Raw genomic sequence first — 22,003 nt, 5'->3', positions numbered from 1 at the left:
AACGGATATGGATTATCGACAAACGGACATTCTGATGCCTGCGGAGCACATTCCAGAGAGTTTGCGGCAACTGCGTTATCTGCCACGACCTTTATATGGTCAGGAACGCACCTTGCCCAATCAGGCGATTGCACGCCCGCATCGACATCCTTGGGTGCAGTTCTCTTATGCGCTGACGGGAGTGATTGAAGTTCGCACCGCCAGTGGGCGCTTCATGGCGCCGCCTCAGCAGGCGGTGTGGGTGCCTGCGGGCGTCGAACATGGGGTACGTAGCTCACCGGATGCCCAGATTCGTAGTCTTTATATTGATGTCAGCGCTTTGCCTGCCGCGCCCGAAGTGTGTCGGGTGGTTGTGGTGGACCGCTTGTTGCGCGAGCTGATTCGTGAATTCAGCCTGTTGCCCGTGCTGTACGAGAGTGAGGGTGCACAAGGCCGTCTGGTGCAGGTCTTGCTGGATCGGCTCTTGGCGGCACCTGAAAGCGGCCTGATTCTGCCCTGGCCTTCGGACCCACGCCTATTGCACGTGTGCGAGCAATTGCAGGCGTACCCCGCCGGGGATTGGAGTTTGCAGGATTTGGCAGAGCAGCAGGGCTTGTCAGAAAAGACCTTGAGCCGTCTGTTTCGCCAGCAAACCGGGCTGACGTTCCGTGTGTGGCGTCAGCGCCTGCGAGTCATGAGCGCCTTGCCCTTGCTGGAGCGGCAAGAGCGTGTGACGGATGTGGCGCTGGCCTGTGGCTATGAAAGCATGTCGGCCTTTGTAGCCGCTTTTCGGGATTTGATGGGTCAAACGCCTGGCGAGTTTTTTCGCCGTCCATTGGGCCCGCTGGATGAATAAGTCTGCACAAAATTGCAGAGCAGACGGTGGGCGTCGGGCGTGTCTTGAATAGGATCAGCCAGCGTTTGAGGATCAATGCCCTGGGCCCTCCAGTGTTCCGCTTTACGCAGCACGCAATAACGCAGCAGGCCCGCAAAGAATTCGGGGTGAAACTGGATTGACCATTGCGAGGGGCCATAGCGCAGGATCTGATGCGGGTCGTGCGTTGAACTACCCAGGATTTCAACATGATCTGGCAAGCTCAGCACGCTTTGCTGGTGCGTGAGCAGGGCAGGGAACTGCATGGGCAGATTGGCCAGCAGATCATGCTCATGGGCTTGCTCGGCCAAGTGAATGGGCAAATACCCGACTTCAGCCCCTTTGGGGTGGTAGTCCACATGCCCGCCCAGGGCATAGGCCATGAGTTGATGCCCATAGCAAATACCCAATAAAGGCATTTGGGTCTGATAGCGTTCCCGAATCCAGGCGGCCAGATTCTCGCTCCAGTCCAGCCGGTCGGTGACCATGCTCCAGGAACCGCTAATCACAATCGGGTCGGGGCAGTCAGGTGGTGGCAAGGCCTTGTCCTGATGTACGCGCCAAGTATGGACATTCACATCCAAGGGCTGCAAGGCCCGCTTGAACCAGGCGTTCTGATTTCCAAAACGCTGTTCGACATCCGGGGGAGGAGAACCGGCTTGAAGAAAATGCACGTCCATCATGCTTGTCCCCGCAAAAGACTCCACGTCGCCATACCCAGACCCAGCATCAGCAGAGAGCCGACAACGTGGATAGCAATACCGCCCATGGCCCAGAGATAACGCTGCTGCATCATCAAGGTCATGATTTCGGCGGAGAAGGTAGAAAAGGTGGTCAGGCCGCCCAGAAAGCCCGTCATCACAAACATGCGCCAGCCTTCGTGACCCAGGCCCAGACCGCTGAAATAGGCCATGGCGATACCCATTAAATAGCCGCCAATCAAGTTAGCCAGCAAAGTACCAGGGGGCAGGGTAGGGAACAGGGCATTCAAGGCCTGACTTAAAAACCAACGCGCCAGTGCGCCCAGGGCGCCACCGGCGGCGATATACAGCATGGCTACGGGCATGGAGGGCCTTCAGGTAGGGGGCAAACTGTCAGCGAGCAGTCAGCCGGTCGCGATATATACCTTAGATAGCGTGTCATTATGCGCCTCTGTAGCTGAAAAGGCGACCTTGCCCAAAGCTCGGTAGCCAGCTAATGTAAGAGCGCAATTATCAGACGGACCGCCGTGAATTTCGGTTAGCCCGCCCTTTTTTGGAGACTTTGTGGTGAGTATTTACGATCAGGATTTGCCCCAGACAGACGCCAATTATCGTGTTTTGTCCCCGCTGGATTTCATCGAGCGCAGTGCTTTTGTCTACCCTGACTACCCGGCTCTGGTTTACGGGCCCGCCCAAGACGGCATCAAGATGAGCTGGTCGCAGCTTTATGCCCGTACCCGCCAATTGGGCAGTGCGCTGTCCAAGGCAGGCGTGGGCAAAGGCGATACCGTGGCCGTGATGCTGCCCAATACCCCTCCCATGGTGCAGGCGCACTTTGGCGTGCCCATGTGCGGTGCCGTGCTGAACACCTTGAATACCCGTCTGGATGCCAGCACCATTGCCTATATGCTCGATCACGGCGAAGCCCGTGCCGTGCTGGTGGATAGCGAGTTTGCCGCCGTCATGAAAGAGGCGCTGAGCCTGCGCGAAAGTAAAGAACCTATTCTGGTGATCGACGTGGTCGATACCTACTTCGACACGGGCTCGGAGCGCGTTGGTTCGCAGACGTATGAAGAATTTGTAGATGGTGGTGACCCCGATTACGACTGGCAATTGCCTGCCAATGAATGGGATGCCATTGCCCTGAACTACACCAGCGGCACAACCGGCAAACCCAAAGGTGTGGTCTATCACCACCGTGGCGCGTATCTGGGTGCCTTGTCCAACGTCCTGGAATGGGACATGCCCAAGCATGCGGTCTATCTGTGGACCCTGCCCATGTTTCATTGCAATGGCTGGACGTTCCCGTGGGTGGTCGCCGCTCGTGCGGGCGTAAACGTCTGTTTGCGCAAGGTGGAAGCGCAGGCCATGGTGGACAATATGGTCGATTACGGCGTCACCCACTACTGTGGCGCGCCTATCGTGCATTCCCTGCTGGTCAATTCTGACGAAGCCTTGAAGTCCCGTCTGCCCAAGGGCGTATCGGCCATGGTGGCAGGCGCTGCACCACCGGCTACGATGATCGAAGGCATGGAGCGCATGGGCTTTGCACTGACCCACGTTTACGGCCTGACAGAAACCTATGGCCCCGCTTCGGTCTGTGCGCAGCATGCCCCGTGGGGCGAGCTGGATATTCAGGAGCGTGCCAAGCGCAATGCGCGCCAAGGGGTGCGCTACCACCTGCAAGGGGGCGTACAGGTTCTGGACCCGCACACGATGGAACCTGTTCCAGCAGACGGTGAGACCATGGGCGAGATCATGTTCCGTGGCAACATCACCATGAAGGGCTACCTGAAGAACGCCAAGGCTACAGAAGAATCTCTGGGTGGCGGCTGGTTCCACACAGGTGATCTGGCCGTGTGCGAGCCAGACGGTTATGTGCGCATCAAGGATCGCAGCAAGGACATCATTATTTCCGGGGGCGAGAACATCTCCTCTATCGAGATTGAGGACGTCATGTATCGCCATCCGGCCGTGCAAGCTGCCGCTGTGGTGGCTCAGCCTGACGAGCGTTGGGGCGAGGCTCCCCATGTTTATGTGGAACTGCGTCCCGGTGCGGAAGTCACGGTCGAGGAACTGCGGGCACATTGCCGACAGTACCTGGCTGGCTTTAAAATACCGCGACATTTCAGTTTTATGGAGTTGCCGAAAACGGCAACAGGTAAAATACAGAAATTCGCACTGCGTCAGCAGGCCAAGCAAGCCGCTTCGGACTGAACGTAGCGTTTTCTAAAAAGCACACAGGTCGCTTTAGGCGGCCTGTCTGCACTTAAGGTACAGGACGGTTAGGAATGCCATCTTTTGACGTTGTATCCGAGGTCAACACTCACGAACTGCGTAATGCAGTCGAACAAGCCAGCCGCGAGCTGGCTACCCGTTTTGACTTCAAAGGTACGGATGCCAAATTTGAACTTGAGGATGAAAACACCATTTTGCAATCGGCTCCCAGCGTGTTCCAGTTGGAGCAGATGATGCAGATTCTGCGTGGCCGTATTGCGGCTCGCGGTATTGATGTGCGCTGCCTGGACACCGAGAAGGTGTTGGAAAATGTGGCCGGTGCGCGTCAAAAGGTGAAAGTGCGTCAGGGTCTGGACCAGCCTACGTCCAAGAAACTGATTGCCGCCATCAAGAACGCCAAGCTGAAAGTGGATACGCAGATTCAAGGCGAAAAACTGCGCGTAACTGGCAAGAAACGGGATGACTTGCAGGCTGCCATCGCTCTGTTGAAACAGACCGAAGTGGAACTGCCTTTGCAGTACGACAACTTCCGCGACTAAACCGAGTGAAACGGCACGGTGGCGGCGTGACGCTGCCGTGTATCTGCTATGAATTTACGAATTGAATTAATGCGTTTGCACGATCTGGGCCAGGTACTGGAAGTCCAGGCCGATGTGTACGACGCAGATATTCTGGAGGACCGCAGCTTTTATCAGAACCGCCTGGATCTGGCGCCTGATAGCTGCTGGGTGGCACGTGATGCCGACAATCAATTGCAAGGTTATTTGGTGTCCTATCCTTGGGCGGGGCTCTTGCCGCCGTCTTTGGGCGATGCCCTGAACAGCCTGCCTTCGCCTGCGGACCAATGGTTTATTCATGACTGCGCGGTCATGCGCCGTGCGCAAGGGCGTGGTGTGGCCGGAGCCTTGTTGCAAGCTGGTCGCCGCTATGCCTGGCAGCGCGGTTTGCGCCGTTGCAGTCTGGTGTCTTTAGGCCCGGCAGTGGGTTATTGGCAGCGCTTGGGTTACAAGCCGATTGAAGGCGTACCTGCACCCGTGCTGGAAGCCAAGCTGCGTCAGTATGGTGAGCAAGCCAGTTTCATGGATTGCGCGGTGCGTCCTGATTGAGTTGCCCTTACCGGACAGCCAAGCTTCAGCTCTTTCGTCTGCAGTTCGAGTCACCAAAAAAAGCCGGGAATATCCCGGCTTTTTTACTTACGGGCGCAATCTATAACCCGTTTTGAAGATCCAACCCGCCACGGCAAGAAACACGCTTAAAAATAGCAGAGTCATGCCCAGGCTTAGCCACACATTCACATCGCCAAGATCAAAAAAGCTCCAGCGAAACCCGCTGATCAGATACAGCACCGGGTTCAGCAAGGTCAGTTTTTGCCAGAACTCGGGCAGCATATCGATGGAATAGAAAGTGCCACCCAAAAAGGTCAGTGGCGTCAGAATCAGCATGGGCACGAATTGCAGCTTTTCAAAGTTATCGGCCCAGATACCGATAATGAAGCCCAAGAGGCTGAAGGTCAGCGCAGTCAGTGCCAGAAAACACAGCATCCAGATGGGGTGCGCAATTTCGTAGGGCACAAACAGCCGTGCTGTCACCAGAATGATGGCTGCTAAAAACAGGGATTTCGTAGCCGCGGCCCCGACAAAGGCCAAAGTCACCTCAAAGTGCGAAATAGGGGCAGATAGAATCTCGTAGATATTGCGGGTAAAGCGCGGAAAGTAAATCCCGAAGGCCGCATTGGAGACGCTATGGGTCAGCACCGACAACATGGTCAGCCCAGGTACGATGAAGGCACCGTAGGGCACCCCCCCGATTTCATTGATGCGATGGCCTATGGCCGCCCCGAACACCACAAAGTACAAGGCCGTGGAAATCACGGGGGCGACAATGCTTTGCAGCAGGGTGCGACGCGTGCGCGACATTTCGTAGCGGTAAATGGCCAGGATGGCGTACCAGTTCATGACTGTGCCCCTACAAATTCAACATAAATATCTTCCAGACTGCGCTCGCGGGTATGGATGTCGGTAATCGTCAAACCTGCCTGACCGATTGCGGCCAGCAAAGCGCTTAAATCATGTTCCTGTTCACGCTGGGTCAGGGGATAGAGCAGGCTCATCCCGTCAGCTGTGGTTTGCAGCCCCAGCTCGTTCAGCGAGGCGGGCAGGGTGCCCAAGGGTTCAGCCAGACTCAGATTCAAGGTCTTGCCGCCCAGGCGACGCATCAGATTGTCTTTGGTTTCCACCAATTGCAGCGAACCTTTATTGATAAAGCCAATGCGGTCGGCCATTTCCTGCGCTTCTTCTATATAGTGCGTGGTCAAAATAATTGTGACGCCCTGGCTGCGCAGCCTTTTGACCAAGGCCCACATGCCTTGCCGCAAGGCGACGTCTACGCCAGCGGTAGGCTCGTCCAGAAACAGGATTTCCGGCTCGTGCGAGAGCGCCTTGGCAATCAGCACGCGGCGTTTCATGCCGCCCGAGAGCGTAATCAAGGGGCTGTCTTTTTTATCCCAAAGTGACAGGTCTTTCAGGATTTGCTCGATCAGCGCCGGGTTTGGGGCTTTGCCAAACAGGCCGCGGCTGAAGTTGACGGTATTCCAGACCGTTTCAAACGAATCTGCGCTGAGCTCCTGCGGAACCAGGCCAATTTTCTGGCGGGCGCGCTTGTAGTCGGCGACGTTGTCGGCGCCGTCCACCAGCACCGTGCCGCTGCTGCGATTGACCAGCCCGCAGATAATGCTGATCAGTGTGGTTTTGCCTGCACCATTGGAGCCGAGCAAGGCAAAAATCTCGCCTCGCCGAATATCCAGGTCCAAAGAGTGCAGGGCATGATGACCATTTGCGTATTGCTTGCTCAGGTCTCGAACACGCAAAATAGCGTGGGAATCAGGAGTGTTCTGCATAGACAGTAAAATGACCCTTTTGCTGTGCCGACAGGGTTTGAATAACGCAATGGATTTGACGATGCCAACTAGCTTACCACCGCAAACAGAGAGTGACGTTTTGAGTGATGCTCAGGCTATGGTTTTAGCCATGGAGCAGGCTCAACTGGCGGCAAGCATAGGGGAAGTGCCGGTAGGGGCCGTACTATTGGATGCGGATGGCAGGCTGCTGTCCGTGGGCTCGAACCGCACGGTCTGTGATCACGATCCCACCCAGCATGCCGAGATCGTGGCCTTGCGGGCGGCCACGCGCAAAGTCGGTAATTACCGCTTGCCCGGCGCCAGTTTGTTCGTGACCCTGGAGCCTTGCATGATGTGTCTGGGTGCCTTGCTTCATGCCCGCTTGGCGCGTGTGGTTTGGGCCGCCGCCGACCCTAAAACCGGGGTTTGTGGCAGCGTGGAGTCTCTGCATTTGCATACCACGCTGAATCATCACACCCGCGTGTCGGGTGGATTGATGGCCGAGGATGCCGCCCAGGCCTTGCGCGATTTCTTTCGCGAGCGGCGTGAACAGAAGAAGTTGCAAAAGCAAGCTCAATCTGTCCAATCCCCGCTGGATGAGGCCTCGTAGTCTCGTTAAAATAGCAGCACTTTCTTTTCAAGGTTAATCATGAGCAGCCCCGAGCACGACCATCACCATCATCACCACGAGCATGGCGAATGCCATTGTGGGCAGCAGGACAGTTCGGGCATTTACTTGTTTTCGCCCTCCGGCCAGATCCTTGAGCCCAAACGCCTGGAGCTGGCAAGCCAGCGCTTGAACCAGTTGGGCTTTGCGGTGGACATAGACCTGGACGCTCTGGCGGTGCACGAGCGCTTTGCCGGAACGGACGCCCAGCGTCTGGCCGCTGTGCAGCGCGCTGTGCAGCAGCCCCAGCCCATCGTGATGGCAACGCGGGGTGGCTATGGTTTGAGCCGCATTCTGGGCCAGATCGACTGGCGTGCAGTAGCCGATAGCGGCAAACGTTTTGTCGGCATGTCGGATTTCACGGCCTTCAATCTGGCCTTGCTGGCTCAGACGGGGGCGATCAGCTACACCGGCCCTACTGCAATTGCCGATTTCGGCGGCGATGAAACGGATGAGCTGACGACTGAGCTGTTTGGCGAATTGATGCGCGGCGAGCTGGAGCTGTTCAGTTTCGAGTCTGAGGACTCGGACGCGGTAGATGGTCACGGGGTTCTGTGGGGTGGCAATCTGGCCCTGGTCTGCTCCTTGCTGGGCACACCGTACTTCCCCAATATTGACGGCGGTATCTTGTTCCTGGAAGACGTGGGCGAAGCTCCGTACCGGGTCGAGCGCATGTTGACACAACTTTGGCATGCAGGTGTGCTCAATCGCCAAATGGCAGTCGTTTTGGGGCGTTTCACCGCCTATAAAACAGGTGCCAGCGACAACGGTTTTGATATGGATTCAGTCATACGCTGGTTGCGTGAAACCGTTAAGGTTCCTGTGGTGACGGGCCTGCCTTATGGGCATGTGGACGTGAAAGTCAGCCTGCCGGTGGGTAAGGAAGTAGGCCTGGCCACCGAGGATGGCATGGCTTATCTGGTCCTGGATGAGCACGAGCACTAACGGATTTCCCGCCTGCTTGATACACTACTGGGTTGAACTCAACCTTTTTCAAAGTACGTTTACGTGATCTCCACCGCTAATTTAACGATCCAGTTTGGTGCCAAGCCTTTATTTGAAAACGTCAGTGTCAAACTGGGCGGAGGCAACCGTTATGGCCTGATTGGTGCCAACGGGTCGGGCAAGTCTACCTTCATGAAAATCATTGGCGGCGACCTGGAGCCAAGCGGGGGTAATGTATCGCTGGATCCAGGCGTGCGTCTGGGCAAGCTGCGTCAGGACCAGTTTGCCTACGAAGAACTGCGTGTGCTGGACGTGGTATTGATGGGCCACACCGAAATGTGGAGCACCATGCAAGAGCGTGATGCCATCTACGACAACCCGGAAGCCACCGAAGAAGACTATATGAAGGCCGCCGAGCTGGAGGCCCGTTTTGCCGAGTACGACGGCTATACCGCCGAAAGTCGCGCCGGTGAATTGCTGATGGGTCTGGAAATTCCGGTCGAACAGCACCAACTGCCCATGAGCGAAGTGGCTCCGGGCTGGAAGCTGCGTGTGCTGCTGGCGCAGGCCCTGTTCTCCAATCCCGACGTTCTGCTGCTGGACGAGCCCACCAACAACCTGGACATCAACACCATTCGTTGGCTGGAAGATGTGCTCAATAGCTACCAGAGCACCATGATCATCATCAGTCACGATCGTCACTTCCTGAACCAGGTGTGTACGCACATGGCTGACCTGGATTATGGCGAGCTGCGTGTCTATCCTGGCAACTACGACGACTACATGCTGGCTTCGGTGCAGTCGCGCGAACGCGTCATGGCGGCCAACTCCAAGGCTAAAGAGCGTATTGGCGAACTGCAGGACTTTGTGCGTCGTTTTGCTGCCAACAAGTCCAAGTCCCGTCAGGCAACCTCGCGTCTGAAACAGATTGGTCGCTTGAAAGCAGACACCATCGAGGTAAAACCCTCTTCGCGTCAGAACCCGTTTATCCGCTTTGAGCAGAAAAAAGTCCTGCACCGTTTGGCTGTCACCATCGAGGGCTTGAGCAAGTCCTACGATCATCCCATCATCAAGAATTTCTCGACCATGATTGAAGCGGGCGAAAAAATCGCGATTGTGGGTGCGAACGGCGTGGGTAAAACCACCTTGCTGCGTTTGCTGGCCGGTAATCTGGCTCCGGATAGCGGTTCGGTCGTCTGGTCCGAAAACGCTGATATCGGCTACATGGCTCAGGACGTGTCGAACGAATTCGACACGGAAGACAATGTGTTCGACTGGGTCAGCCGTTTTCGTCAGGCTGGCGACGACGATCAGTCCTTGCGCTCGGTCTTGGGCCGCATGCTGTTCTCTGCTGACGACATCATCAAACCCGTGAAAGTGCTGTCTGGTGGCGAGAAAAACCGCATGACCTTCTCGCGTCTGATGCTGGGCCGTCACAACGTCATGTTGCTGGACGAACCGACCAACCACCTGGATATGGAATCGATTGAATCCTTGCAGATGGCCATGGAAAAGTTTGAAGGCACCTTGATCTTTGTGTCGCATGACCGGGAATTCGTGTCTGGTGTGGCTACCCGCATTATCGAAGTGATGCCGGAAGGCCGCCTGATCGATTACCGCGGTGGCTACGAAGACTACCTGGCCAGCCGCGAGCAGGACTGAGGCTAAGGGTGGCTGTCTTTACCCTGCGTGAGCCCACCCGCTTCGAGCAGGACATCAAAAAAAGCCGTTTTCTGGCACTGGCTGCTCCGGTAGACAGTGCCAGCCAAGCCTTGGCTTTTTTTCAAGCCCAGGGTGTACCCGATGCCACGCATAACTGTTGGGCCTACAAAATCGGGTCTGAATATCGCTTTAATGATGATGGTGAGCCCGGCGGGACGGCCGGGCGTCCTATTTTGCAAGCCATAGAAGGGCAGGATTGTGACCGGGTCGCAGTGCTGGTGATTCGCTGGTTTGGCGGCGTCAAATTGGGAACGGGTGGTCTGGTACGTGCCTATGGGGGCGTGGCCGCTCAATGCCTGCGTCTGGCTGACAAGCTGGGGCTGATTCCCATGGCCGCGTTGCGATGCCGTTGCTCCTTTGCGGATCTGGCGCTGGTTCAATCCCGTTTCGATGGTTTTGGCGTTCAGGTTCAGGACGAACAGTTCGACGGTGAAGGCGTGGCCTGGATTTTGAATTTGCCAGTCGAGCATAAAGCCGAGTTTCAGCAGGCTTTTATCAATATGACGCGTGGCCAGGGCGAGTGCGAACCCCTGGAACAAGCCTGAATCGTCCACTGTTCAAGAAGCAGGTCTGCAATGGACCTGTTCGTATGTCCTCATTCAGATAAGCGTACCTGGACGAAAAGGTATCTTTCCCAGACGATTGTCCCTCTGCGCCGTCCAGTACATAGCCATACTACCCATCTTTGATTCCTTCCAAGCCCACATCAAACTTGGGCTTATGATCGGGTTTAGTCCATCTTGTGGGTGTCTGCCATGTCTTACGAGATCTATGCCAGTCAGTGGCTTAATACTGCCGCGCCATTAAGTTTGGCGTCCTTGCGTGGCCGCGTGGTGGTGGTCACCGCGTTTCAGATGCTCTGTCCCGGCTGCGTTATCAATAGCCTGCCGCAAGCCAAGCAATTGGACACGCTGTTTTCGCGGGATGATTTGCGCATCATCGGTCTGCACAGCGTGTTCGAACATCACGATGTCATGGGCCCCGCCGCCTTGCAGGTGTTCGCCCACGAGTATCGGCTGAATTTCCCCATTGCCATTGATCAGGCCTCCGAGAGCGGCCCCTTGCCGCGCACCATGAAGGAGTGGGGCTTGGGCGGCACGCCTTCCACCATCATTTTTGATCGGGACGGCAAGTTGGCCTTGAAGGAGCTAGGTCATCTGGATGATTTGCGTCTAGGCGCGTTTGTGGGCCAGCTCATTGCCCGTCAATCAAGCGCTCAGGACAAGAGTCAGGAAACCGTGCAAGCCGCTGTCGGGATGGATGGAACCCAGGCTGGTGGACCACGGTGTACCTATTAAGTTTTTTGCTGAAAAGGGTGTGTCATGAAGATTGCTGTGTTTGATACCTATGTCGTGCGTCCCGATGGGCGTCGCATGCACTTTGATATTTTGGTCAGCGATGAGGCCAAGGATATGGACAAGGTCTTGAGCTATGGTCAACGCTATCTGGCGGCCAAAGGGGTGAATGTGGAAAGTTTCACGTCCCGCGAATGCCGCTTTTGCCATACCGAAATGGCTTCCGCGCCGGTAGAGAACGAAATCAAGCGCAGTGGTTTTGCCATTATCGAGCTGGAAAACTGCGAGTAAATCAGCTTCAGGCATAAAAAAACGCCAGACAGTCTGTCTGGCGTTTTTTCTGAAACCGGACTAATCAAGCCTGGTCAGGCTGCTGATTTTGCTGGGCTGCAATTTCAGCGTGAACCTTTTCCATGTCCACGGCCTGGACTTGTTCGATCAGATCGTCCAGTTGGGCGGCCGACAAGGCACCGGCTTGCGAGAACAGCAAGACGTTCTCACGGAAAACCATCAGCGTAGGAATGGAGCGAATGCGCAGGCCAGCGCTCAGTTCTTGCTCTTCTTCCGTGTTGACCTTGCCAAAGGTGACGCCTGGGTGTTTGGCGGCGGCTGCGTCAAAGACGGGAGCAAATTGGCGGCATGGACCGCACCAGGGAGCCCAGAAATCGATGATCAGGGGCTTGCCGTCTTCTACCGCAGCCTGGAATGTTTCTTCGTTCAGTTCGACGATGCTCATGGGGGAGCCTCCGCAATAAAAAAGCGGCTGATGATGCTCAGCCGCTTTGTTAAACATGTAATTAGTGTACTCGCTTTCCAGACAGCCCTAAAGCGCCAAACCAGTTTGCTGTAGGGTTTTTCATTCCGTAGCGATTGCGTACTTGATCACAAACAAGATGGCGACAATCAGTGTGGCCAGGTGGATACTGCGCCAGCGGCCGGTTGCCAGTTTCAGGATCACGTAGCTGATAAAGCCGAAGGCCAGACCGTTCGCAATCGAGTAGGTGAAGGGCATGGTGAAGGCAGCCAGGGCAGCAGGTACAGCCTCGGTCATGTCGTCCCATTTCACTTCGGTGATTTCACGCATCATCAGGCAAGCCACGTACAGCAAGGCAGGAGCCGTGGCGTAACCGGGAACTGTGGCGGCCAGCGGCGAGAAGAACAGCGCCAGCAAGAACAGCACGCCAATCGTCAGTGCGGTCAGACCGGTGCGCCCACCCGCTTGCACGCCGGAGGCGCTTTCCACATAGGCGGTGGTGCTGCTGGTACCCAGCATGGAACCGGCCACAATGGCGGTACTGTCAGCCAGAAGGGCTCGGCCCAGACGGTTGGGTTTGCCCTCTTCGATCAGGCGGGCACGTTTGGCTACCCCGATCATGGTGCCGGTGGCGTCAAACACTTCGACCAGAACCAGAACCAGAATCACGTGGACAAAACCGGTGTGCAGGGCACCCATGATGTCCAGTTGCATGAAGGTGGGCATCAGCGAAGGAGGGGTGGAGACCACGCCGCCAAAGGCACTATGCCCGGTCAGCATGGACAGAATAGTCACCGCCAGAATACCGATCAGAATGGCACCACGTACTTTCAGCGCATCCAGGGCGGCAATAATAAAGAAGCCCAGAATCGCGTACAGCGCAGCGGGTTGCGTCAGATCACCCAGACCAATCTTGGTGGCAGGGTGGGCGACCACAATGCCCGAGTTCATCAGGGCGATCAGGCCCAGGAACATGCCGATACCGGCCGCAATCGCACTTTGCAGGGATTTGGGGATGCCCCGAATCAGCCAGGACCGGATGCCGGTCACCGTCAGAATCAGGAAGATCACGCCGGAAATAAAGACCGCGCCCAGGGCCTGCTGCCAGGTATAGCCCAGGGTGGCGACAACGGTGAAGGCAAAGAAGGCGTTCAGGCCCATGCCCGGCGCCATGCCGATAGGCCAGTTGGCCACAAAGGCCATGATGAAGGTGCCCAGAGCAGCGGCCAAGCAGGTGGCTACAAAAATGGCATTGCGATCCATCCCTGTGGACGACAGGATATCTGGATTCACAAAAATAATGTAGGACATGGTCAGGAAGGTAGTGATACCCGCCAGAACCTCGGTACGAACGTTGGTGCCATGCTCAGAGAGTTTGAAGAGACGTTCAAACATGGGCAGCCTCCTTGTGATTATTAGGCGATCGGAGCGTGAAATTATCGATGCGGGATTTTAACCACGACTGTGCCATTGCGTCGCCCCCCTTTGTCGCGATGTATCGGCACAACCCAGACACTATCAGCTTATTCACGCAAGGGGATAAATTCCTATTTTCCCCAATACAGCAGGCTAAAATAGCGCCATGAATATTCTTGGATTTGAAAGTTCCTGCGATGAAACCGGCGTTGCGCTGGTCAGTACGGAACACGGGCTCTTGGCCCATGCCTTGCACAGCCAGATTGCCATGCACCGTGAATACGGTGGAGTGGTGCCTGAACTGGCCTCCCGCGACCATATCCGCCGGGTGCTGCCGTTGACGCGGCAGGTGTTGGCTTCTTGCAATATGCAGTTGGATCAGGTCGATGCTATCGCCTACACCGCAGGCCCGGGTTTGGCCGGGGCCTTGCTGGTGGGAGCCAGTGTGGCGCAGTCGATTGCCTGGTCGCTGAAGAAACCGACCATTGCCATTCATCACCTGGAAGGTCATTTGCTCTCGCCTTTATTGGCCGAGCCGCGCCCGGAGTTTCCATTTGTGGCCCTGCTGGTCTCGGGTGGCCATACGCAGTTGATGCGGGTGGATGGAGTGGGCCAGTACGAACTGTTGGGTGAGACGCTGGACGATGCCGCCGGTGAGGCCTTCGATAAAAGCGCCAAACTGATGGGGCTGGGCTATCCCGGTGGCCCGGCCTTGTCGCGCCTGGCCGAGCAGGGCGACGCCACCGTCTACGATCTGCCGCGCCCCATGTTGCATAGCAAGGATCTGGACTTCAGCTTTAGTGGCTTGAAAACCGCCGTGCTGACACGCTTGCGCAAGCTGGAAGCGGAAGAGGGCGGGATTTCTGAACAGCAGCGTGCTGATCTGGCCGCTGCCACCGAAGCCGCTATTGTGGATGTGCTGGCCGCTAAAGCTATCAAGGCCTTGAAGCAAACGGGCTTGAAGCGTCTGGTGGTGGCCGGTGGTGTGGGGGCCAACCGCCACTTGCGTGTTTATTTGCAAAAAGCCGTGGCACGGTTGAAGGGCGAGGTGTTTTTTCCGCCGCTGGAATTCTGTACCGATAACGGTGCCATGATTGCATTTGCGGCGGCGATGCGGGTCAAGCATGGATTAGCAAGCCTGGATGACAGCAGCCATGGCTTTGCCATCCGGCCCCGCTGGGATTTGGCCTGTGTGAATCAGCCTGTATCCCAGCAAGAGTCCTAGGGCCTACTTCTTTTTGGAGCCAATCTTGCTTTCTGTGCCGGTCATCAGGCGACGGATGTTTTCCTGGTGACGCCATAGCAAGAAGGCGCTGATCAGAACAAAGGCCGTGGCAATTGACGCATTCATGGGCCAGGCGACCTTGGCACCCAGCAGGTAAAACAAGGGGACGAAAATGGCACTGATGATAGCCGCCAGGGACGAATAGCGGCTGACATAGGCAATAATCAGCCAGGTGGCTACCGTTGCTAAAGCCAGCCAGGGCAGCAGGGCCAGGATGACGCCTATGGCCGTCGCCACGCCCTTGCCACCCTTGAAGCCTAGAAAGACAGGGTAGAGATGGCCCAGAAAGGCAAAGAAAGCGCTGATACCCAGCAAGCTGACGGGCCATCCCCAAAGGCTGATCGCTTGTTGGGTTAGAAAGACAGCCAGCCAGCCTTTGAAGGCATCGCCCAACAAGGTCAGAATGGCTGCTTTTTTATTGCCGCTACGTAGTACATTAGTGGCTCCCGGATTTTTCGAACCAAAGGTGCGAGGGTCTTGCAAGCCCATGATCTTGCTGACGATTACGGCAAACGGCAGTGATCCCAGCAAATAGGACAAGAGGGCGACAAGCGGGGCGGCCACAGCGAAAGAAACGGCGTTCATGAGGATTGAGCTCCACAATTATTGTTGCGCGGATTCTACCGGCCTTGCAGCAAAATACCAAAGGCAGCGGGTACAATTTGCTACCCCTGTTAGATTTTTAACGGAAAAGAAAAGCATGCGTATTCTGGTCTCCAACGATGATGGCTATACAGCAGCCGGTATCGAGGCTTTGTATGAAGCCTTGCAAGGACTGGGCGAGCTGACTGTCATTGCACCCGAGACCAATTGCAGTGGTGCCAGCAATTCCCTGACCTTGAATCGTCCTTTGTCGCTACGCCAGGCCAGCAATGGTTTTTATTTTGTTAATGGTACACCGTCCGATTGCGTCCACGTGGCCTTGACCGGCTTGCTGGACTTTCGCCCGGACCTGATTGTGTCCGGCATTAATAATGGCGCCAATATGGGTGATGACACCTTGTATTCAGGTACTGTGGCGGCGGCGATGGAAGGTCATTTGTTTGGTATTCCCGCGATTGCCTTTTCCCTGATCGAGCGTGGCTGGAAAAACCTGGATAGTGCGGCTCGCGTCGCCCGCGATTTGGTCGAGCGTTGCCAGAAGCAGCCCTTGGCTGCGAATACTTTGCTGAACGTCAATATTCCCTGCCTGCCTTACGAGGCCTTGAAGGGCACGCAAGTAACCCGCCTGGGCAAGCGTCATCCTTCGGAGCCTGTCGTGAAAAGCCAGACGCCGTATGGCGAGCCGGTGTATTGGATTGGCCGTGTGGGCGGGGTGTCGGATAGCGATCACGGCACAGATTTCGGTGCTGTCGAGCAGGGCGCTGTGTCGATTACGCCCTTGCGCGCGGACTTGACCCATCACGAGCAACTGGCGGGTTTGCGGGACTGGGTGCAATGACAAGTAAACCAGGCAAGCGCTACCCCTTTGCGGACGGCACACGGAACCGGTTTGGCAAGTCCAGCCTGGGCAGTGGTCTGTCGGCCAGCAACAGCAATACACGTATTGTGCAACGGGGGCAGTTACAACCGACACCGTCGGCCGGTTTGTCACCGCAAGTGTCAACAAGTGTCAACCTGGGTTTGAACTCGGAACGCTCGCGTGGCATGATGATCGAGCGCTTGCGCCGACAGGGGATTAGCGACGAAAGAGTGCTGGCTGCCATGCAGGCAGTGCCGCGCCATCAGTTTGTTGATCAGGGTTTGGCCAGTCGGGCCTATGAAGATGATGCCTTGCCCATTGGCTTTGCGCAGACCATCTCCCAGCCTTGGGTTGTGGCCCATATGATCAGTCTGGTGTGTGACCAGAAAATACCGAACAAGGTGCTGGAAGTCGGTGCGGGATGTGGTTATCAGGCCGCTGTTTTGGCACAATTAGTCAAAGAAGTGTATGCCGTAGAACGTATCAAGGGATTATGCGATATGGCCCGCGATCACATGCGTCAATTAGGCCTGTCGCAACGTGCCCGCATAATGTTTGGTGACGGAATGCAAGGTTACCCTGCGGCAGCCCCGTATGATGCTATTGTTGTGGCGGCAGCCGGTCCAGTCATTCCTAGAAGCTTATTGGAACAATTAACATTGGGGGGGCGACTGATTGCCCCCGAAGGTACGACTCAACAGCGCCTGGTTTTGGTGGAACGCACCGGACAGGCTACTTGGCGTCGTGAAGAACTTGATGCGGTTCGCTTCGTGCCGATGCGAGCCGGAACCCAGATTTAGTCAGATATTCTCAGGAGATTTATATGCAGCATGCAGTCAGGTTACCGTTAACCGCTGCTTCCACCGGTACACAGTGGTTCTTGACGCCCCGTCAGTGCCTGGTGGCGGCTGTGGTCACCAGTACCCTGCTGGCTGGTTGTGCAAGCCGTACCGAGCGTGCCCCAGTCACTGACCTGAGTTCTTCTTCGGCGGCGGGCAGCGTCAGCAGTGCCTCGGGCACCTACGTGGTACGCCCTGGCGATACGCTCTACAAGATCGCGCAGGCGCACGGCATGGACGTGAACTCGCTGATCCAGTTGAACCAGATTACGGATCCTTCCATGCTGCGCGTGGGTCAAACCTTGCGTCTGGATGGCAACACCTCGATGGCGGCAGTGACAACTCGCCCAGTCGGTAACGGTGGCACACAGACCTCGCCAGTCAGCCCGGCCACTCCGGTCAAGACTGAAACGCCCGTGTCTGCACCTCGCGCCAGCGATGCGGCCCTGATTGCCTGGGGTTGGCCTGCCAGTGGCAAGATCATCCAGGGTTTCAATGCCTCGACCAAGGGTATTGATATTGAAGGCAAGGTGGGCGATCCCGTCGTTGCTGCTGCCGATGGCAAGATCATGTATGCCGGTAACGGTGTCCGTGGTTTAGGCTCCATGGTTCTGGTCGGTCACAGCAATGGCTTTATTACGGCCTATGCTCACAACAGCACCTTGCACGTCAAAACCGGCCAGCAAGTGACCAAGGGTCAGCGTATTGCGGATCTGGGTCAGTCTGACACTACCTCGCCACGACTGCACTTCGAGATTCGTCGCTCCGGTACGCCGGTGAACCCGATCTCGTATCTGCCTACGCGTTAAGCACGGTATCTGGACTGAAAAAAGCGGCTTCTGGCCGCTTTTTTTTGTGTCGTATCTGGCCGCTTGGTGTGAAAGGACCCGTTTGAAGGCGATGGGCTCCCAGCCTGGAAGGCCACGCCTCTTGTTCAGCCCGGGTAGCAGGGATTTCATCCTGTTGCCGAACTGCTATTGCCGCGTTCTGCTTGTTTTTACCCGTTGTGCTGAATGCTCATTGTAAAATCAGCGATTCGCCATCGGTTGCAGCAATGCAACTGCGCCATTCTGCTTGGCAGGACGCTTATTTAGGTTTTTATCGAATGTCTGACGTATTGTTAATTGAATCGCTGGATCTGGAAGGGCGCGGCGTCGCTCATAAAGACGGCAAAGTGGTGTTTGTGGAAGGCGCCTTGCCCGGCGAGGAAGTGCTGGCCGAGACCGTGCGCTCCAAGGATTCTTACGATAAAGCCCGCATGACGGCTTTGTTGAAAGCCTCGTCGCAGCGTGCCGAGCCTCCCTGTCCCAACTTTGGTGTCTGTGGTGGCTGTGCCATGCAGCATCTGGAGCCTTCTGCGCAGGTTGCCGTCAAGCAACGTGTGCTGGAAGATTCTTTAGGCCATATCGGCAAGGTCAAGCCAGGCCGGGTGTTGGCCCCTTTGCATGGCCCTTACTGGGGCTACCGTTATCGCGCTCGTTTCTCCATGCGCTACGTGCCTAAAAAGGGTGGGGTGCTGGTCGGTTTCCGTGAAAAGAATGGCCGCTACGTGGTGGACATGACGGAATGTCGTGTCTTGCCTGCCAAGGTATCTGCTTTGCTGGAGCCATTGCGCTCCTGTCTGGCAGGCCTGTCCCGCCCGGATCGTTTGCCGCAGATTGAGCTGGCCATGGGTGACAAGATCACCACCTTGACCTTGCGCCATATGGAGCCCTTGACGGGTGAGGATATTCAACGCCTGCAAGACTTCGGCCAAGAGCACGATATTAGCTGGTGGTTGCAGCCCAAGGGCCCTGAAACGGCGCACCCTTTGTTGCGTGAAGATGCGGACAAACTGGCCTACGCCTTGCCCGAGTTTGATTTGCGCATGCCGTATCGCCCAACGGACTTCACGCAGGTCAACCACGATATCAATCGCAGCTTGATCTCGCGCGCATTGACCTTGCTGGATGTGAAGCCTGAGCACCGTGTGGCCGACTTGTTTTGCGGCCTGGGTAACTTCAGTTTGCCTTTGGCACGTCGTGCAGCAGAGGTGGTCGGGATTGAGGGTAGCACTACCCTGACCGAACGTGCTGGTGAAGCAGCCTTGGCGCACGACTTGCAGGACAAGGCAAAATTCACCACGCTGAATCTGTTTGAAGTGGATGTGCAGTGGCTGCGCGATCTGGGGCATTTTGATCGCATGTTGATTGATCCCCCACGTGATGGTGCTTTCGCTGTGGCAACTGCATTGGCACAGTTGGAAAAGCACGAACGCCCCGAGCGTCTGGTCTATGTGTCCTGTAGCCCAGGCACTCTGGCTCGTGATGCGGGTGTATTGGTTCACCAAGGTGGCTATACGCTGGAATCGGCTGGCGTGGTGAACATGTTCCCGCACACCGCGCACGTAGAGTCGATTGCGGTCTTTACGCGTTAAGAACTCCCAGGCTGGCTGAGTATAAAACGCCCCGCAAATTGGACAGAGTTCCAGTTTGTGGGGCGTTTTTGTTTTCCCAAGGTGACTTTGCTCAGAGTGTTGCTGCCGTCAATCCCGACGACCTTGTTTGTAAAGCCTGCCAAAGACCGGTTGAAGGATCAGTAAGCGCTTGTGCTTCGCTCTGCTGCTTCTGGTTTATGGATTTGTGGCAGGTGCGGCCGCTTTCCCAGCATGGGCAATCAAGCCATCGTGTATCAGCTCCATCATCATTTTGAACACCTGCTCTGACCTCAGGTGAACGAAGCGCGGCAGAATTTGACGCAGCATGGGTACGTCCTCGGCAGGCCATTGTTCCAGTTCATTCAGCTCTTCCTCGGTCACGGGACGGATCAGCCCGCCCAGCTCCCCTTGAATCAAGCCGTAGAGGGCGGCGTACCAGCCTACACAGGCGGCTGGAATTTCGGCGTCGCTCAAACCCCCATCGCGCAAGGCCCGGTACACCTGTTCAAGCACCCTGTAGTCCGCCTTGCCCGTATTCAGAAACCGCTGCATCTGCCTGAAGGTCTGCGGGTGGCTCAAGGCCAGTTCGCGGTACTGCCGGGCCAGCTCATAAAGTCGTTCTGTCCACGATAAGCCGGTGTCTACCGCCTGGATGCGCCCCGTCAAATAATCCGCCATTGCACGCAACAAGCCTTCTTTGGATTTGAAGTGATAGAGCACGGCCATCGGATCGCAGCCGACTCGCTCCCCCAGTTTGCGTAAAGAAAAGCCGCTGTCTCCGGCTTCCTCCATCAAGGTGACGGCGGCGATGACCAGCTCGTCCTTGTTCAATTTACGTGTACGCGTGGAGGGTGCTTGGGCCAATAGAGTTCCTTTGTCGAGCCAGATATTGAAAAGGGCAGATTTGCCAAGTTTAACTCTACAGAGTAGAATAAATTAATTCTACAGCGTAGAAGAAGATCGTTCCACCCCGTTTTTACGACGCGGTGTTGATAACGAGACAGAACGGAACGCCGCGTTGACGGGGCGTCACCGGAGCATTCCGCTCTGTGATCCAGGCGGCCAAAAGGCCGTGACAGACACAGGACATTTATGCTTATTTCTAAACCGACTCTTTTAAACGATGTTTCCAGCGCAGAGAGCTTGCTGGTCAGTAATCCCCGATTATGGAACTGGCGACAAGGTCATCTGAACGAGGCCGTCGCGCCCGCGACGTATTACGAAGCATCGCTTGCCCCCTGGAACCGCTTTGATCCTCTGCAAGCCGACACGCAATGTGATGTGCTGGTCGTGGGTGGTGGTTTGCTGGGCGCGTCTACCGCCTTGCACCTGGCCCGTTCCGGTCTGGATGTGGTGCTGGTGGAAAAAGACAGTATTGGCTCTGCGGCATCAGGCCGTAATGGTGGCCAGTTAACACCCGGCCTGGCCCGTTGGGAGGCCGCTGACATGATCGCCCATCTCCCTTTGGATGAGGCCCGTCGCTTGTGGCGTTTTGCGTCTCACGAAGCGATGGATCTGCTCGATCAGATTGCCCAGGATTACGAACTGGATTTTGATCGTCGTCGTGGTCATTTGACGGCGGCCGTTCATGCAGGCCATATGGGTGCTCTGGTAGAGGGGGCGGATGCCCGTCGCTATCTGGGCGATACCAGTGTGGAAATCGTAGGTAGTTACGAGCTGGAGCAGGAAATCCGTTCGCCGCTGTATCACGGTGCGGTCGTGGATACCTTGGGTGGTCAACTTCACCCCTTGGCCTTGTTGCGTGGTCTGGTGTACGGCCTGGTTCAACATGGCGGGCGCGTCTTTGAAGGCAGCCCCGTCGAGGAAATTGAGCAGACTGAGCAGGGCGCCCTGGCTATCACCCCCGGCGGGACGATTTTGGCGCACCAGGCCTTGGTCCTGGCGGTGCATGACACCACATCGCAGTTTTTGCCGACCCAGTCCAATACCACCGTGCCGTTCTACACCTATGTCGGTGTGACTGAGCCATTGGAATGCCCTGTCAGCGAGCTTTTGCCAACGGATCGCGCGGTGTATGACACGCAGTTCCAGATCGACTATTACCGTGCTGTGCGCCAGAACCGCCTGTTGTTTGGTGGACAAGGTACGGGTACAAGCTGGTCCCCCGAGCGCATCAACGATTACTTGCTGGAACGTATCCAGACCGTGTTTCCACAGTTGGAGCAGGTGCAGTTGGAGTTTTCCTGGAGCGGTATCAGTGACTTCACCCTGAACGGTGCCACGGACTCGCGCAAGACCGAGGATGCGGTTCCTGTGTACATGGTGCATGGCTGGAGTGGTCACGGTGTGGCGCAAACCGTGCGTATCGGTAAAGCCATTAGTGATGATGTGATGGGTCGCAACGAGGATTTCGCCATGTTGACGGACATCACCCACCGCAGCATTCCTTTGGGCCACCAGTTATCGGGTCTGGCGATCCCTGTGGTCAAGGCGGCCATCGGCATGATGAGCGCGATGAACCCCGGTCGTCTGGTGTCTTTCTAAGTCCGTTTT

General features: G+C 56.4%; 24 protein-coding genes. 16 read left to right on the top strand and 8 right to left on the bottom strand.

Annotation, left to right across the window (positions count from 1 at the left end; genetic code table 11):
- Nucleotides 1-7 precede the first annotated feature (7 nt).
- Nucleotides 8-835: an AraC family transcriptional regulator gene (locus OSH09_RS04620; RefSeq protein WP_266120303.1), complete on the top strand. Its 828-nt coding sequence runs from the start codon at nt 8-10 to the stop codon at nt 833-835.
- On the opposite strand, the gene OSH09_RS04615 is transcribed toward OSH09_RS04620, so the two are convergent.
- Entirely contained in the window at nt 784-1,536 is a 753-nt protein-coding gene (locus OSH09_RS04615; RefSeq protein ID WP_266120302.1) for a glutamine amidotransferase, read from the bottom strand. The two genes, OSH09_RS04620 and OSH09_RS04615, sit on opposite strands and share 52 nt — an antisense overlap.
- Entirely contained in the window at nt 1,533-1,919 is a 387-nt protein-coding gene (crcB, locus tag OSH09_RS04610) for a fluoride efflux transporter CrcB (protein WP_207874977.1), read from the bottom strand. Before crcB ends, OSH09_RS04615 begins: the two co-directional genes overlap by 4 nt.
- Before the next feature lie 199 nt (nt 1,920-2,118).
- On the opposite strand from crcB, the gene OSH09_RS04605 reads away from it, so the two are divergent.
- The 3 genes from OSH09_RS04605 to OSH09_RS04595 all read left to right on the top strand — a co-directional run bounded on the left by OSH09_RS04605 (nt 2,119) and on the right by OSH09_RS04595 (nt 4,898).
- Nucleotides 2,119-3,771: an acyl-CoA synthetase gene (locus tag OSH09_RS04605; RefSeq protein WP_207874976.1), complete on the top strand. Its 1,653-nt coding sequence runs from the start codon at nt 2,119-2,121 to the stop codon at nt 3,769-3,771.
- A 74-nt stretch (nt 3,772-3,845) separates the two neighbouring features.
- Entirely contained in the window at nt 3,846-4,331 is a 486-nt protein-coding gene (locus OSH09_RS04600) for a YajQ family cyclic di-GMP-binding protein (RefSeq protein ID WP_108727566.1), read from the top strand.
- A 48-nt stretch (nt 4,332-4,379) separates the two neighbouring features.
- The gene (locus OSH09_RS04595; protein ID WP_376912118.1) at nt 4,380-4,898 is read left to right on the top strand and encodes a GNAT family N-acetyltransferase; all 519 of its coding nucleotides are present in this window, start codon (nt 4,380-4,382) and stop codon (nt 4,896-4,898) included.
- A gap of 87 nt (nt 4,899-4,985) precedes the next feature.
- Here OSH09_RS04595 and OSH09_RS04590 read toward each other — a convergent pair whose 3' ends face one another.
- Together OSH09_RS04590 and OSH09_RS04585 are read right to left on the bottom strand one after the other, a co-directional pair.
- Entirely contained in the window at nt 4,986-5,747 is a 762-nt protein-coding gene (locus OSH09_RS04590) for an ABC transporter permease (protein WP_222667235.1), read from the bottom strand.
- Nucleotides 5,744-6,688 carry an ABC transporter ATP-binding protein gene (locus tag OSH09_RS04585; RefSeq protein ID WP_266120301.1) on the bottom strand — a complete coding sequence of 315 codons (945 nt, stop codon included), beginning with the start codon at nt 6,686-6,688 and terminating at the stop codon, nt 5,744-5,746. Before OSH09_RS04585 ends, OSH09_RS04590 begins: the two co-directional genes overlap by 4 nt.
- Nucleotides 6,689-6,749: 61 nt before the next feature.
- Here OSH09_RS04585 and tadA point away from each other — a divergent pair, with 61 nt between their 5' ends.
- From tadA to OSH09_RS04555, 6 genes are all read left to right on the top strand, one after another.
- Nucleotides 6,750-7,298, top strand: a complete 549-nt coding sequence (gene tadA, locus OSH09_RS04580; protein ID WP_266120300.1) for a tRNA adenosine(34) deaminase TadA — start codon at nt 6,750-6,752, stop codon at nt 7,296-7,298.
- Nucleotides 7,299-7,337: 39 nt separating this feature from the next.
- Complete coding sequence (locus tag OSH09_RS04575) at nt 7,338-8,300, top strand: LD-carboxypeptidase (protein WP_266120299.1); 963 nt, start codon at nt 7,338-7,340, stop codon at nt 8,298-8,300.
- Between the two features lie 63 nt (nt 8,301-8,363).
- The gene (locus tag OSH09_RS04570; RefSeq protein ID WP_266120298.1) at nt 8,364-9,962 is read left to right on the top strand and encodes an ABC-F family ATPase; all 1,599 of its coding nucleotides are present in this window, start codon (nt 8,364-8,366) and stop codon (nt 9,960-9,962) included.
- An 8-nt stretch (nt 9,963-9,970) separates the two neighbouring features.
- On the top strand, nt 9,971-10,567 hold the full coding sequence (locus OSH09_RS04565) for an IMPACT family protein (protein ID WP_266120297.1): 597 nt from the start codon (nt 9,971-9,973) through the stop codon (nt 10,565-10,567).
- Nucleotides 10,568-10,777: 210 nt separating this feature from the next.
- Complete coding sequence (locus OSH09_RS04560) at nt 10,778-11,320, top strand: peroxiredoxin family protein (protein WP_266120296.1); 543 nt, start codon at nt 10,778-10,780, stop codon at nt 11,318-11,320.
- Between the two features lie 24 nt (nt 11,321-11,344).
- Complete coding sequence (locus OSH09_RS04555) at nt 11,345-11,608, top strand: DUF2024 family protein (RefSeq protein WP_207874968.1); 264 nt, start codon at nt 11,345-11,347, stop codon at nt 11,606-11,608.
- Nucleotides 11,609-11,672: 64 nt separating this feature from the next.
- Here the strand turns inward: OSH09_RS04555 and trxA are convergent, their stop codons facing one another.
- Together trxA and OSH09_RS04545 are read right to left on the bottom strand one after the other, a co-directional pair.
- Nucleotides 11,673-12,053 carry a thioredoxin gene (gene trxA / locus OSH09_RS04550; RefSeq protein WP_207874967.1) on the bottom strand — a complete coding sequence of 127 codons (381 nt, stop codon included), beginning with the start codon at nt 12,051-12,053 and terminating at the stop codon, nt 11,673-11,675.
- Between the two features lie 120 nt (nt 12,054-12,173).
- On the bottom strand, nt 12,174-13,466 hold the full coding sequence (locus tag OSH09_RS04545) for an NCS2 family permease (RefSeq protein WP_207874966.1): 1,293 nt from the start codon (nt 13,464-13,466) through the stop codon (nt 12,174-12,176).
- A gap of 187 nt (nt 13,467-13,653) precedes the next feature.
- Between OSH09_RS04545 and tsaD the strand changes: the two genes are divergently transcribed.
- Nucleotides 13,654-14,712: a tRNA (adenosine(37)-N6)-threonylcarbamoyltransferase complex transferase subunit TsaD gene (tsaD, locus tag OSH09_RS04540; RefSeq protein ID WP_266120295.1), complete on the top strand. Its 1,059-nt coding sequence runs from the start codon at nt 13,654-13,656 to the stop codon at nt 14,710-14,712.
- Between the two features lie 3 nt (nt 14,713-14,715).
- Here tsaD and plsY read toward each other — a convergent pair whose 3' ends face one another.
- Nucleotides 14,716-15,357 carry a glycerol-3-phosphate 1-O-acyltransferase PlsY gene (plsY, locus tag OSH09_RS04535; RefSeq protein WP_207874964.1) on the bottom strand — a complete coding sequence of 214 codons (642 nt, stop codon included), beginning with the start codon at nt 15,355-15,357 and terminating at the stop codon, nt 14,716-14,718.
- A gap of 115 nt (nt 15,358-15,472) precedes the next feature.
- Here plsY and surE point away from each other — a divergent pair, with 115 nt between their 5' ends.
- From surE to rlmD, 4 genes are all read left to right on the top strand, one after another.
- Nucleotides 15,473-16,213 (top strand): 5'/3'-nucleotidase SurE, encoded by a 741-nt coding sequence (gene surE, locus OSH09_RS04530; RefSeq protein ID WP_207874963.1) that lies wholly within the window; start codon nt 15,473-15,475, stop codon nt 16,211-16,213.
- Nucleotides 16,210-17,034, top strand: coding sequence for a protein-L-isoaspartate(D-aspartate) O-methyltransferase (locus OSH09_RS04525; protein ID WP_207874962.1), 825 nt, complete (start codon nt 16,210-16,212; stop codon nt 17,032-17,034). Before surE ends, OSH09_RS04525 begins: the two co-directional genes overlap by 4 nt.
- A gap of 23 nt (nt 17,035-17,057) precedes the next feature.
- On the top strand, nt 17,058-17,882 hold the full coding sequence (locus tag OSH09_RS04520; RefSeq protein WP_266120294.1) for a peptidoglycan DD-metalloendopeptidase family protein: 825 nt from the start codon (nt 17,058-17,060) through the stop codon (nt 17,880-17,882).
- A 296-nt stretch (nt 17,883-18,178) separates the two neighbouring features.
- Nucleotides 18,179-19,489, top strand: coding sequence for a 23S rRNA (uracil(1939)-C(5))-methyltransferase RlmD (rlmD, locus tag OSH09_RS04515; protein ID WP_243430277.1), 1,311 nt, complete (start codon nt 18,179-18,181; stop codon nt 19,487-19,489).
- Between the two features lie 195 nt (nt 19,490-19,684).
- Here the strand turns inward: rlmD and OSH09_RS04510 are convergent, their stop codons facing one another.
- A complete protein-coding gene (locus OSH09_RS04510; protein WP_266120293.1) occupies nt 19,685-20,353 on the bottom strand; it encodes a TetR/AcrR family transcriptional regulator in 669 nt (222 codons plus the stop codon).
- A gap of 228 nt (nt 20,354-20,581) precedes the next feature.
- Between OSH09_RS04510 and OSH09_RS04505 the strand changes: the two genes are divergently transcribed.
- On the top strand, nt 20,582-21,994 hold the full coding sequence (locus OSH09_RS04505) for an NAD(P)/FAD-dependent oxidoreductase (RefSeq protein ID WP_266120292.1): 1,413 nt from the start codon (nt 20,582-20,584) through the stop codon (nt 21,992-21,994).
- The last annotated feature ends 9 nt before the right edge of the window (nt 21,995-22,003 follow it).

This window comes from Alcaligenes parafaecalis, from assembly GCF_026344135.1.
In the GTDB taxonomy this organism is placed as follows: domain Bacteria; phylum Pseudomonadota; class Gammaproteobacteria; order Burkholderiales; family Burkholderiaceae_B; genus Alcaligenes; species Alcaligenes parafaecalis.
The sequence above is the reverse complement of the archived record's forward strand: the minus strand, read 5'-3'. Positions and strand labels throughout refer to the sequence as shown.